This is a genomic window from Paenibacillus terrigena DSM 21567 (assembly GCF_000374845.1).
Lineage (GTDB): Bacteria > Bacillota > Bacilli > Paenibacillales > Paenibacillaceae > Paenibacillus_K > Paenibacillus_K terrigena.
In genome coordinates this window covers 1-12,862 of record NZ_KB895418.1, presented here as the reverse complement: position 1 = coordinate 12,862, position 12,862 = coordinate 1, and the positions used below count along the sequence as shown (strand labels likewise).

Below are 12,862 nucleotides of genomic sequence, written 5' to 3'. Positions count from 1 at the left end.
GTAATCGTTTCCTTAGAAACTTTTTCACTGTATAGGTCTTCATTTTGCTTCCAGTGTAGCAATGCCTTTTCATAGAGATGGCGAACTGAGGATAAGCAAGATTGTATTGAACTCCAATGCCAACTGTAGATAGTAAGCGTTGGGTTTACATACTTACAATTTGAGTAACTTCGGAACCCCGATTGTACTGCTCATAGAAATATTCCTTGATCTCACACGAGGTGTCATTACCAAAAACCTCAGCACTCCATGTTCCCATACGCTCTTCACCTCTATAAAGGTATATGTCGGTGTATAATGATGATGAAATAAAATTATATTTCAGGTGGTGAATGAGGTGTGGCAATTTACTTTTGGATATCAATTCCAATAGATGATTTTTTTCATTACAGTAATGATCTTATGAAAAAATATAACGTTTCTGCGTATGTAGAAATGATAGGCGATAAACCGGGCGAAAGAAAAGTAGATGTGTATGATGAGAATGATCCAGAAACATTTATAAAACATTTCTATGATCCGAATTATTACAGCTTTTATTTCTCGTGTTATCCATTTCTAAATGTAGACAGTGTTAAAGAGTTCGGAACATTTTATACACCTGAAATAGCGCCCTTTACCGTTGAAGGAAACGGCGGAGTTGAGACTGAAAAAACGCGTGAACAAATTCACCTCAGACAAATCCAAAAGCAGCCAGATAAGAATATACAAAGGTTCTATTCCGCTTTGCAAAGAAAGTTGATAAATATACCAGGCATCCAGAATAGCTATGTTATGGACAAACATGAATACAAAAATCGTTATTGTTTACCTACATCAAAGATTATTATCCCACATAACCCGCATAGTCGTAATATGAAAGGCTCATGGGAGGAGTATTATCTTAACTCTATTGGACACCGTACCGATTAAGCATTTTCAAAATAAATCAATTCCCTTATTGTGAGATAATTAAATGATACGAAGTCGCATAACGAGAATCGGATCAAGTTTGTCTCATTGGGAAATGACACAAACTTGATCCGATAATAAAATAACTCGCTACAATTAAGGATTAATATCGGGTAATGTCATTTCGATGCAACAAAGAATACTGTTGTACCTTGATATTTCCAATCAATCTAATACAGCTCGTGAAAATAGGTCTCTTATTAATGAGTCATCTTCACATGCTTCCTTAAAGGTGATTGCAAAACTAAATATTGCTTCCTTATTGTCTGTATAAGCAGCGAACATATCAGCTTCCGGGTCAAATCGTATGATATCAACTAAGTGAGGCATTTTTTCTTCAAGAAACACGGCTGCTAATGAACCCCAATCATAGCCATTGCCCTCAAATCCATCTTCAGCTCTTGTTTGAAAAATTTCATGCTTATATTTACCAACATTAATAATGAAAGATATGCTTCCACTATCATGCGCAACTAACCTAAAAGGTTCTATTTTTTCTACAACTTCTAACCACGTCTCATCTTGTTCAACGTTCATAATACCAGCGCGATTGAGACTCATTTCTAAAAACATACTGGCTTGTGAATCTTCAGGGTCTAGTGCAAAAGATTGTTTAAAAGCAATGCTCGCTTCCTTATACTGTTTAAGGTAGTAATAAGCATATCCTATTCGAAAATGCCAAAGAGGGTCGAGCTCGCCTTGCTCTTGCACAGATAAAAAACATTTGATAGCTTCATTATAATTATCTTGATTATTCAATGCTCTTCCCAAATGGCAAACCAAGTCATAGTCCCTTTCTGCTTCGGGTATTTCCTTAATTTTTATAATGATTTTCTCATACTGGTTCTTGTTATGCCAAAGAGTGAGCTGTTTCAATAGATCCTTATCCATCTTTGTATTCTCTCCTCTAACTTTAATCAAATAATGATTTCAATAGCATTATATTTCCCTAACAAACTACCAATCACGTTCACGAATGGCTACTTCTGTATCTATTTCGATACCAAAAAAGGCTAAAATATCTTCAACAGTTTGTGCAATTGATTCTCTGCCAACTGTTTCAATTTCGCTTTCATTTTCGTCAAACTCTTCTGCAAGATCATTGATTGCATTGATGGCGGAATTAAGCTTTGATTGAATTTCCTCGATATCTTGATTACCTTGTTCCAAAAATTCAACAACTTTAACTAGTTCAGCTTTGACTTTATCCACAAGAAAATTAGGGAAGTATCCATCAATATACATATCTTTTAAATATTCAAAATCAGAACTTAGTTTTTTCATGAAATGATCCTCCAATAACATGGCTAGAATAGGATAACTTTACCGCTTTTACTTTTTCTGTGTCAATCATAAGGGAAAGCACGTTCTATTGGCCCATCTGGATGAAATAGTAGAGGGATTGTTTGAAGCAAGAATGAATTTTATCGGAGAAGTACCCTATGAAGGAGAAAAAAGAATGCGTAAAAAGGTAACACAGCTTATGGCTTGTGTTCTGGTTGTTCTGTTGATAATGACACTGCTACCTGAACTGTCTGGAGGAAAGGCTTATGCCCTACATCATCAGCACAGTGGCTGCACAGGTGTAGATGGAAATTCGGGAGACGGGGGAGCAGCAAAGGTTTCGGCTGCGTCCAATTGTTCCATCTCCGGCGAAAATTTTTCGCCGTCACTTATGGTACGGTTCACCGCAATTAATCTTCAACTAAACTGACCGTTAGGTGAACAAAGACTACCGATCATACCGACAGTCTTTGAAAGTGTTTATTGAACTATAGTGTCCCGTTAGTTCAATCCCGAGGGACAAATGCCACGATGCGGGAATGCGATGTTAGCTGATGCACCACACTTCTTTGATTAAACCCTCACAAATCTTTAATTTGAATGTATGAATCAAATTCACTTTCAGGATCTTCGTCCTTAAATCTTCCATCATAGACTTCAAAACATACAATGTCATGTTGTTCATAATTATTTGAGGCTAGCCAGCTGATAAGAATTTGAAATGTTTCACCAATCTTACTTATTGGCCCTTTATGGGTCATTCCAATATACTGGCCAGCTGGTATAACATAAGAAAACATACCTTCTGGAATTTCTATCAATTGTTCAACTTCTACCCCATGTAAATACCCGTGTTCATTTCTCTTAATTACTCCAAGAGTTTCAAGAGTATTCTTACGACTACGAATTTCTTGAATTCTGGAAAATAAAGCAGGCCAAACATCTCCAGGGTTTATAGGATTACCTATGTTTCCAACTCCAATTACTTTCTTCTCTTGAAATTCATAAACCTCAGGTTTCATGTAATACCTCCGTCTTTTTTGGTTTTATAAGTTTCGTGGTGTTTCAGCTAACGTTTGTGTATTCGCGAACCCTCACTGGCTTAAGTGAGCGAAAGCGAGCGGGTCCGACGGACTTAGCCAGTGCAGGGTTGTCTGCTGCTGACTCAGCTACTCCGAAAATACTTCTGCAGACCAAGCGGCGATAGCCGAGCAGCGTGAATACTTTGTTAGGCGATGCCATTTGCCTTTGATTATTCTATATTATAAATTAATTCATCAATTTTACCTGGTATTTCTGCTGTTCCATTTGATTTATTACTCATGACATGTGCTCTAATACTACTCTTGACATATATTGAAGAGACCATCATTGCACCTGGTTCACCACCCATAACATAATACTTAAATATTTCGTCACCAATAATAGTCATCCAAACGCCGTAACCATAATTTTGAAAATTATCTGTTTCGACTTGTGGCGACAACATTCTTAAGGTTGTTTCCTCATTTAATAATTTATGACCTATAAGTCCTGACCAGAAGTTATTTAAATCATAATTTGTAGTATATGCCCCTCCATCCGCTCCACCGATGATAGGCACTGAATATATATTCGTTCTCCATTCTTTACTTTTTTGATCCTCAATGTATCCTATTGCTGTTCGATTAGGTAACTGATCCATTCGGAAGTATCCAGAATCTCTCATATCACACACATCTAAAATATTTCTTTGGATATATGTTATAAAATTCATACCACTTATTTGCTCAACAATTAGGCCAAGCAGAATAAATCCAGCATTACAGTATGAGAATCGTTCACCAGGTTGAAACTTCATTTCTTTTTCTTGAAACAAGGGCAAAAAGTCTTTAGAAGCAAGCACCCGATACATCGGATAATTCTCCCATAATTTTTCATAATCCGTCATGAATTCTTCATCAAAATAGTCAGGTATACCCGAAGTGTGGGTGAGTAAATGATGGATTGTAATATCACTACTGAATGTTGAAAATGAAATATCTATGCACTCTTTAATTAATGTGTCAAAAGTAATAAGTCCTCGTTCCACAAGTTGGCATATCGCTACTGCTGTAAATATTTTAGAACCTGAAGCCACCGTGAATCTAGTGTCCATTGTATTTTTAATTAGCTCTCTTCGATCTGCATAATCGTAGCTAGATTTAAAAAGATCATTTCCTTCTCTCTTTATTAATATTGAACCTGAGAATTTTGAGATTTCTGTTTCAATATCTAGTAATTTTTCTAATTCTTTTGAAATTATCATTTGAAGTTTCCTTTCAATTTTTAAAGGTGGTTTCGCCTAACGTCTTATTCACGAACTTCGTAAACAATTCCATATGTAGGGTATTCGCGAAACTTTTGAACTATCCTGCCCGTTAGTTCAATCATGTCTGTCAATTTTCCTGCCGTACAAGACAACAAAATTATAATACTTATATATATAGTCTACATCCGAAAAACCAATCTCTTTCAACCATCCTATCTGACTTTCTAAATTTGCCATTTTATCAAGTTTAGTTCGTTCATACGCAGAAGCAATCTCTTCTCTTGATAGTTCACTGGACTCTACTTTTCTTTTCCAATCGTTTTTATATAATGAATCGAGAAACATTGTGTTACCAAGAATTTGGTCGGCATTTATGAACACCCCACCTTCCTGCAAACTCTGAAAAGTGTTTTTGTATAGCACCTTTTTTTCTTCATCTAGAAGATGATGTATAGAAAGGGCAGACACAATAAAATCGAACTTATTTTCATAAACAAAATTTGTATAATCATCGACAATGTATTTTACATTATCCATACCATCAAATCTCGATTTAGCTACTTCTATCATCTTTTCAGAAATATCAATCAAAGTGAGGTTTGCTTTCGGATATTTTTTTAGCATCAAAGATGACAATAATCCCGTACCAGCACCTAAATCTAAAATATTTGGAGTCTCGTTTCCTGTCTCAGCAATTGAAACTGCTATACCATAAAAATCATCAAAACAGGGAATAAGATTCCTACGTTGCTTGTCATACGCATTCGCGACTTGATTAAACTTTAGAACAACATCATTATTTTTGCTGTCACCCACTGCACACACCTCCAATTAATTCCATTACAATACAAATAATATATCAATTCAGTTCATTAAAATAATATATAATATCTATACTTCTAATAGGATTTTCCTATAACTATTTGGTATCGCATGACTAAACTAACCTGCCCGTTACTTCAATGAGCAATAAAGAGCCGCGTTAGAGCAGCTCCTGCGCACATGTTACCCGTTAGCATACCTTCTTGAAACAATTCGTCAAAGTTGCACACTAATTTCTATAACAAAGGGAACCAAACAAACTACAAATACATATAGATGCCTATAGAGTTTTTAATGACTATGTACTTGTTCGGTGCAGCTGTCGTGTCAATGCTGAACTTTTTTAGAAAACAACTTCTCTATCTTCCCTGAACAGGATGCAAACATTTCCGCAAGCTTATGCTGCGAGGGAGGTAAGTAATTTGCCGTTTAAACCACATCCCAATAATACTGCTATTGTAATCACAGACCCACAAAATGACTTTATGAGTCCTGGGGGAAGAGGCTATCATCTGACTAAAGGAACTATTGAACGAAACAATACTATACAAAACCTTGAACTATTAATGAGAACTGCCATGAATAAGGGATACCAACTTTTCATATCGCCCCATTATTTATACCCTCATGATTATGGCTGGCAATTTACAGGAAATGAACAAAATATGCTATTAGGTCTTAGAATGTATCAAGTGGCAAATGCGTACACACCACCGTCATTTGGAGCTGATTTTGTTCATTCTTTCAAACCTTATATTTTTGATAGAAGAACCGTCATTGCAACTCCTCACAAGGTTGCCAGCCCACAAACAAATGACTTGGAATATCAGTTACGACAACATAGAAAAGAGAAGATAATTATTGCAGGGGTGCTTTCCAACGTTTGTGTAGAGTCACATATGAGGCATCTAATCGAAACTGGTTTTGAAACAGCTGTTGTATACGATGCCACCGCAACAATTAGTGAAGAGGATTTTCAAGCTGCCGTTACCAATTATAAAGCATTTGCCAGTGCTACTTGGACGACACAGGAGGCTATTTCAAACTTATAAATCAGTATCCCCAATGGTAATTTCCTATACAACTTGTTCGAACTGTCACCAAGTAGTTGCTTGGTCAGAATAAGGGCTTGGAATAACGGATGAATTTAGATAGCACAACCCCCCTCTAATCTATTCGGAGGGGTTATTCTTGCTTTGCACAAACATAAAGGAGCCATTTCCATTCTTCAACTAAACTGCCCGTTAGTTTAATAAAATGAGCAGACTGCGGCAGTCTGCTCATCAATGTATAGTATTCAACTATCGTGTCCCGTTAGCTTAATAATTGAGAGAGTCCTTTATTTATCCGTATTCCCGTCTTTCCTGTCCTACTATAATTCTCCAATCCTGGTTTTCATACTTAATTGGAAATATAAATTCATCCGCTTCGCCATCAACTTCACATGTTATTGTGACACTATACTCCTTATCATTTATTTGTCTTAAATCTTTTATTGATGTTTTCTCAATTTTTTGACTTATACTTTTATATTCCGTCTTTTGTTTGTTCTTATCTGGAAATCTTAGGTCATCTGCATACTTAACCATCTTATCAATATCATTTCTTTCAATCGCCTCTAGGTACATGGTAATTCTTTCTTGAACTTTCTCTTCCGTATCTAATGTATTTGACTGAGAACATCCCATTAAATTTATTATTAATATGATAATCAATAGAAGTTTGAGCTTCATTGCTTTACAATCCTCCTTTAAAAATTGATATTTATAAATAATTAGCTGATATTTTTGCTGTGCAGGGTTGTCTGCTGAAATCACTCCTCCGAAAAACCTCGGCAGACCAAGGAGCGAACGCGACGCGGCTTAGATACGGTGTTAGACGAAGCATGCCTGCCAGCTATTTTTATTGAGCTATCGTTTCCCGTTAGTTTAGCGTATGAAAGTGTAATCAAACGTTCGAAGATTGATTTTTTTCTTCTTCAATACGCCGTAATTTATCTCTTTCCAATGCTTCCGCGATTAAATCACGTTTTGGTATCTTGCTGTTAATATGCAATAGAAGCCCTAAATTTAACAGGAGTAAAATGATAATAAAGAATAACATTACGCACCATCCCCTTTATGTAACTAAACTGCCCGTTAGCTTAATTAAAGGCATTGGTATCGAAATTCAATAGCTAACTGAACTATCCTATGACTCAAACTAAGTAGGCCAATTCGCCCGCATGATCTTAGAAGAACAGCAGGATATTTAATGCAAACAGGCGGTATGAACATCGTCGATATTCAGCACCAATTGCGGCATAAAAATTTAGGAACTACATTGAGATACGTTCCGCCTTTAGCCGATATAGCTAAAATCCTCGAGGATGCAAATAACCACGAAATGGGTTGAGTGGGATTCATGAAAACATAGATAGACTATTCCCTAGTTTCACCAGCTACGTCTTTCTTTCCCGATGTTATAGCATTCCCCATACTCCTACCCACGCCAATCCTTAATAAAAAGAAGTTTTTCAGTGGTCAATTGTAATTCCGAACAGTTCTTTAGAAATCTTGAGTCTCGGTTTTGACTGTCTAACGTCCGATTTACGAAATGATACATTCCAATAATCTACCGATTCAGTCCGGGCGTAATCATCCGTGTTTATTTCCTACAGTATCATTTTTTTTTATCAATAGTATTATAAAAGTTGCTACGGGGCCTGTTATTAAAGATATAAAAAACCAATATGAGCCCACTCTGTTTTTAGATTGTGCTAATCCAGCATTTACTAGAGCAAGAGTAAACCAAATAAAAAAATAAAATTGTTCTTGTTCCATATTATCTCCTTAGTCTTAATCATATAATAGTTTTTCAGTGGTAAACCCTAAATAAGTAGAATAAATATTAAAAGTGTTCTGATCTATTGCATAGAAACTATAACCTGCTTCGTTTCTTCTGTACAAGCTCACTCATATTTAGGTTGGGAAAATCCTGATCTAATCTGTGATAATTTATCAAATAATAATCGTCTAATCTCCGTTCGTTTCTTTCAACAATTATGCGGGTGTTTGCATCAATTGAATTAAGAAATGCATTATACTCATCATATGTAAAACATGCCTCACATTGATGGTCAGTAGGGTGTTCCAACTCATCCTCATAATACCATTTTGCGGGCACATTATTCTTTCTCAATTCGCTAGCTAATTTTTGCCCAGTTATTGATTTCCCTGAACCAAGAAGACCTTCTATCATAATCAATTTATGTATCATAATATACTCCTTAAGTTGCTATTGCCTTACCATAAATTAATAAGTTATTAATCACCAGTATTCTTTTTTTAGCATTTGTGGTAATTTTAACCTTTTTAAACATTGTAGTAAAGAATTTTTGTTCCTCTAATATACCTTTGACTATATTAAACTGCCCGTTACTTCAATGAAAACGGCAGCTGATCGTTTGACCAGCTGCCTCTGTATCATGATTCAACTATCGTGTCCCGTTTGTTGAAAGCTGTATCTCTTCTTTAATACCTTTCCACTCGACAGTAGCATTGATTATTTCGTCTTTCTGCGGAACAGCACCATTACTCACAGATTTATGAATGATTTCTTTGTGCCCTGACAATTCTGTTTCTCCACTTCCTCCACCTGATGATTTAGAAAATTTATATTTGACTTTACCTACTTCAGAAGAGTTGTCCCCTTTGTATGATAATGTTAATGTGTAATTTTGAATCTCACCATTGAGGTTCGTAACGGCATAGCTTGCTGACCAGTTCTTACTTTCACCAGTAAATAAAATAGAGGAGCTATCTAAACAACCAGATAAAAAAATAACCATGAATAAACATATTAGAACTCCTTTTATTGGAACCCCTCCCTCGAGTATTAATGAAGTTCATATATTATTAAACGAAAAGGAAACTAATTTGTTACGTTATCCTGCCCGTTAGTTGAGAAAAGCCAGTGCGGTAGACCTTTCGGTATTGAACTATCACGTCAATCTTTCGGAGATAGTTTTACTTATTTCTTCAGGGTTTTTAACATCAATGATTAACTTTGATATTTTAAATTTACCAACAAGAAAATTATTCAAGTCAAAATGAAGGGTATCAACCTCATTATTAAAAAAGTAGAGATGATAACCTCCATTGAATCTAAATAATCCATTTCTTGTTCCTCCAAAAGAAAAACCATAAAGCTTGAAAGCATTTGGTATGGGTCTACCTGTTGTTATCCCCTTAATCGAAGAGTATGGAATTTGCAACCCGTTATCTAATTTTAAAAAGGGCGGATTTCCAAGATCGATATTTAAATGGGTTTCCATTAATTGAATTGTACGTTCCATTCGTTTAGTCCACCATTTCATAACGCTTTAGTATTTTTAAAATAAATTAACATATTATACCATAGATAATCTTATTTATAGAATTTATTGAGCTAATTTACCCAAGAACTGAACATGCAAGCAAATATTTCGCCGGTTGCATGATGGAATATTACATTATCCTGCCCGTTAGTGCAACATGGCTGCCGTACGTGCCGGCAGCCATGTTTTAGTTATTTATTAAGCTATAGTGTCCTTCCAACAAACATCTTTAAGCCCTAAAAGTTGTCTTAATCTTCAGGACACTCGACTTCATCTTTATTTCTTTACAATTGAAATCCATACCTCACAGCGATAATCTTCGGACATCGTATCTCCCGGTGGATATAGCTATGTTGATGGGAACCATTCCTGGTAGATACGGCCCCAAACCTCTTGGATTGCTCCAGGCAATTGGACCGATGGAGTTAAAAACGGCCTACGTGGCTGCTGGAATCTGGATAAATTCAAACTCGTTGTCTACCGCTACTGCATCGGTTTCTACCGCGATTGCGTATTTAAAGACCTCTCTCCTCTGCTGAGTGTCATAGCAAAGTCCCAGGATGTCTTGAGTTTTCTGTACTATGATGCCGATAAGTCATCGTATGACGACTTTAGCAGTTCAGGAACGCACAGATAGTAACACAAGCATAAACGCCTGCGGCGTCCTTGCATGGACGACAAGCGTTTAAGGGGGAAATACAAGGACAGTTTATTTGTGAAACTTATAAACTCTTGTATTTGGACAAACAGCACCGGCTCCTAAAGGAAACGGCGCTGTTTTGTTCTATTGGATACTTTCGGCGGCTTGAATAAGCTGGTCTTTGGTGACGTCGGGGGAATCTGAACTTACTCCTACTAGATAGCTCTGATCCCCGTTGGTCTGTATCCACGTCATCTCTTTATAATGGTTCGATTCACTATAGATACTGTATTCATGACTTATATAGTGAGCCTTGACACTGCCAACAGTTACTTCCTCATAGGTTGTTGACTCCGGAAGTGTCGCTTTAATCAAAATGTTCTCAGGGGGTGACGGTATTAGTCTAACAAACAATCGTTCCCTGCCCTCATTTTGATAGATAAATGAATAGGAATCCACCAATGGTTTATGATCCGGAACCTTACGCCATACGATGCTGTTCCCGGTCTCTTGGCTTTCCTGCCTTAATTGATCCAGCATGTTCAATCCTTCTTCGTCCAAGTCTCCTCCTAACGGGCTGCCCAATTGGCCCGCCTCAAAGTGAAATGGGCCGGGGAGCACTTCGGGGATCGGGACGGAAATATGCTGCTCCTGCAGCCGCTTTAACCATTGATTCCAATCCGTTAACTTCTCCGGTTGTTTCACTCCAAGCAGCGGACCCATACTGAAATTCACCTCTCTTTCTAAATCGGCAAAATAAATGACCGCAGCTTCCCCTGTTACCAATGTCGACTTTACTTCAGCCATCTTGCTTCGAATTTGTTCCGGCGTAATATGCTGCAGCTGAAAATTGTCCGCACTCGTCCGGTATTCAACTTGCCAAGGACCTTGATTTTCTTGGAATAGCAGTTTTCCTCCTACATAAGCAAACCCGGAGAGCAATCCCACAATGAGCAATGCTATAGCAATCCTTGGCAGTTTCTTTTTTCGTACCATATTGACCATCCCCCTATTCATCTCCTTGCGGTAGATGTCCAGAACATGTCTGTCGAGGGAATGGGTAGTCTTTATACGCCTAGCTTCCTGTAGATACTCATGTCTTAGCTTCTCTTCAATGGACATAGGTAGACTCCCCTCTTTCCTCTATGGTGTGCGATACGTGCTTCCGTAATTTTGCTAGCGCCAGACGATGTCTGGACTTTACCGTACCCAAGGGAATATTTAATAGTTGAGCAATCGCTTCTAAGGTGTAATCTTGATAATACCGAAGGACAATCACTTCTCTGAGCTTATGAGATAAATGATTCACAACTGGCAGCAGCTCCAGTCCGTCATGAACAACGTCGAGAGGATCTGCTTTATACGGAGATACGGCAAGTTGGTCCGATATCTTAACTCTCTCCATGAGGCGAAGGCTTCTCCTGATTCGACGCTTCCAATTGCGTACTTGACGGACTATGAGGCCATTGAACCATGGCATGAAGGGCTGCTCTCGATTGTAATTAGACATACAGCGAATCAATTCCAAATATACTTCACTCACCATGTCATCGGTATCTTGTTTATTCGCAGCCAGAAAGTAAACCATCCTGTACGTATGTGCGCGTGTAGCTTCGAATACAACCTGCAGCGCTTCCTCATCGCCTTGACTCATCCGGATGAGCCAAGGTCGCAAATCTTGTTCATTCATTGGGGGCCGGCCTCCATTCACGAATTACACTAGATATTGGTTCCCACCCGCACAAAAGGTTCACTAGGCGTGAAAAATATTCCACTACTTTCTTTAAACTGTAAATTTGCCTCCCTGAACATCGGCAGTAAATGTGCTCTCACCGTTCTTGTAGCTATAATTCTCTATATTGTTGAGCTTGGACATTGTATCATTAATTTCCATGTTTTGTATTACTAATCTGCCCGTTAGTTGAGAAAAGGCTGCCATGTGGCAGCCTTGATGAAATTGAACTATAGTGTCCCGTTAGTTTAATCCCGAGGGACGGCGAATGCCCGGCACGAAGCGTGAACACAGTGTTATAGGATGTCGGCATCTTCTTGGAATACTAACGTATTCTTCTAATTACTCTTTCAACAATTAAAAATAACAATGACCCTACAATTCCAATTTCATAAAACATGATCATCTCTTTTTCAAAAAGTCTACTATAGCGTTCTCTTCTAGATATTGCATAGAAAATAATTGTTGATACTACTCCACTGAAAACATATAAGAAGGCCAATAATAGTGTTCTCTTGAACTTACTTATCATTTTTATCCTTGAGAAATACATATCAATTAAGATTGATACTGGAACTCCGATCACTGAATAGATAATCACAAAAATTACTGAACAAAATAGACTAATGGACCAAAAATCCTCATATCCAAAAAAGATAAGAGCGCAGCCAATGGCCATAATAATACTTGAAATTAAAGATGTTAATAGTTTCACTATCACTCTTTTCTTCATTGATGAACCTCACTATATTTTTTATAAAATAATATGCCGATTTCCTATAACGT

The 12,862-nt window shown here is 37.3% G+C and carries 17 protein-coding genes; 4 read left to right on the top strand and 13 right to left on the bottom strand.

The window, feature by feature from the left end:
* The first annotated feature begins 339 nt into the window (after positions 1-339).
* A complete protein-coding gene (locus C558_RS0118215; RefSeq protein WP_018757720.1) occupies positions 340-912 on the top strand; it encodes a hypothetical protein in 573 nt (190 codons plus the stop codon).
* Positions 913-1,116: 204 nt separating this feature from the next.
* Here C558_RS0118215 and C558_RS33245 read toward each other — a convergent pair whose 3' ends face one another.
* Positions 1,117-1,842, bottom strand: coding sequence for an Imm51 family immunity protein (locus C558_RS33245; protein ID WP_018757719.1), 726 nt, complete (start codon positions 1,840-1,842; stop codon positions 1,117-1,119).
* A 66-nt stretch (positions 1,843-1,908) separates the two neighbouring features.
* Positions 1,909-2,235: a DUF5713 family protein gene (locus tag C558_RS0118205; protein ID WP_018757718.1), complete on the bottom strand. Its 327-nt coding sequence runs from the start codon at positions 2,233-2,235 to the stop codon at positions 1,909-1,911.
* An 88-nt stretch (positions 2,236-2,323) separates the two neighbouring features.
* On the opposite strand from C558_RS0118205, the gene C558_RS0118200 reads away from it, so the two are divergent.
* Entirely contained in the window at positions 2,324-2,665 is a 342-nt protein-coding gene (locus C558_RS0118200; RefSeq protein WP_156826186.1) for a hypothetical protein, read from the top strand.
* A gap of 151 nt (positions 2,666-2,816) precedes the next feature.
* Here C558_RS0118200 and C558_RS31345 read toward each other — a convergent pair whose 3' ends face one another.
* The 3 genes from C558_RS31345 to C558_RS0118185 all read right to left on the bottom strand — a co-directional run bounded on the left by C558_RS31345 (position 2,817) and on the right by C558_RS0118185 (position 5,341).
* Positions 2,817-3,257, bottom strand: a complete 441-nt coding sequence (locus C558_RS31345; RefSeq protein WP_018757716.1) for a GyrI-like domain-containing protein — start codon at positions 3,255-3,257, stop codon at positions 2,817-2,819.
* Between the two features lie 230 nt (positions 3,258-3,487).
* Positions 3,488-4,522 (bottom strand): serine hydrolase domain-containing protein, encoded by a 1,035-nt coding sequence (locus C558_RS0118190; protein WP_018757715.1) that lies wholly within the window; start codon positions 4,520-4,522, stop codon positions 3,488-3,490.
* Between the two features lie 117 nt (positions 4,523-4,639).
* Complete coding sequence (locus tag C558_RS0118185) at positions 4,640-5,341, bottom strand: class I SAM-dependent methyltransferase (protein WP_018757714.1); 702 nt, start codon at positions 5,339-5,341, stop codon at positions 4,640-4,642.
* Positions 5,342-5,769: 428 nt separating this feature from the next.
* Between C558_RS0118185 and C558_RS0118180 the strand changes: the two genes are divergently transcribed.
* Positions 5,770-6,399 (top strand): cysteine hydrolase family protein, encoded by a 630-nt coding sequence (locus C558_RS0118180; RefSeq protein WP_018757713.1) that lies wholly within the window; start codon positions 5,770-5,772, stop codon positions 6,397-6,399.
* Between the two features lie 291 nt (positions 6,400-6,690).
* Here C558_RS0118180 and C558_RS0118175 read toward each other — a convergent pair whose 3' ends face one another.
* Entirely contained in the window at positions 6,691-7,164 is a 474-nt protein-coding gene (locus C558_RS0118175; RefSeq protein ID WP_211220780.1) for a hypothetical protein, read from the bottom strand.
* A gap of 397 nt (positions 7,165-7,561) precedes the next feature.
* Between C558_RS0118175 and C558_RS35215 the strand changes: the two genes are divergently transcribed.
* On the top strand, positions 7,562-7,741 hold the full coding sequence (locus tag C558_RS35215) for a tyrosine-type recombinase/integrase (RefSeq protein ID WP_083927212.1): 180 nt from the start codon (positions 7,562-7,564) through the stop codon (positions 7,739-7,741).
* A gap of 242 nt (positions 7,742-7,983) precedes the next feature.
* Here C558_RS35215 and C558_RS0118165 read toward each other — a convergent pair whose 3' ends face one another.
* From C558_RS0118165 to C558_RS0118135, 7 genes are all read right to left on the bottom strand, one after another.
* On the bottom strand, positions 7,984-8,169 hold the full coding sequence (locus C558_RS0118165; RefSeq protein WP_018757710.1) for a hypothetical protein: 186 nt from the start codon (positions 8,167-8,169) through the stop codon (positions 7,984-7,986).
* A gap of 97 nt (positions 8,170-8,266) precedes the next feature.
* The gene (locus C558_RS0118160) at positions 8,267-8,605 is read right to left on the bottom strand and encodes a P-loop NTPase family protein (RefSeq protein ID WP_018757709.1); all 339 of its coding nucleotides are present in this window, start codon (positions 8,603-8,605) and stop codon (positions 8,267-8,269) included.
* Positions 8,606-8,822: 217 nt separating this feature from the next.
* Positions 8,823-9,176, bottom strand: a complete 354-nt coding sequence (locus C558_RS32650; RefSeq protein WP_018757708.1) for a hypothetical protein — start codon at positions 9,174-9,176, stop codon at positions 8,823-8,825.
* Between the two features lie 153 nt (positions 9,177-9,329).
* Positions 9,330-9,683 (bottom strand): hypothetical protein, encoded by a 354-nt coding sequence (locus tag C558_RS0118150; RefSeq protein WP_018757707.1) that lies wholly within the window; start codon positions 9,681-9,683, stop codon positions 9,330-9,332.
* 805 nt (positions 9,684-10,488) lie between these two features.
* Entirely contained in the window at positions 10,489-11,340 is an 852-nt protein-coding gene (locus tag C558_RS0118145; RefSeq protein ID WP_156826184.1) for a hypothetical protein, read from the bottom strand.
* A 115-nt stretch (positions 11,341-11,455) separates the two neighbouring features.
* Positions 11,456-12,034, bottom strand: coding sequence for a sigma-70 family RNA polymerase sigma factor (locus C558_RS0118140; RefSeq protein ID WP_018757705.1), 579 nt, complete (start codon positions 12,032-12,034; stop codon positions 11,456-11,458).
* Positions 12,035-12,401: 367 nt separating this feature from the next.
* On the bottom strand, positions 12,402-12,809 hold the full coding sequence (locus C558_RS0118135) for a hypothetical protein (protein WP_018757704.1): 408 nt from the start codon (positions 12,807-12,809) through the stop codon (positions 12,402-12,404).
* Between the last annotated feature and the right edge of the window lie 53 nt (positions 12,810-12,862).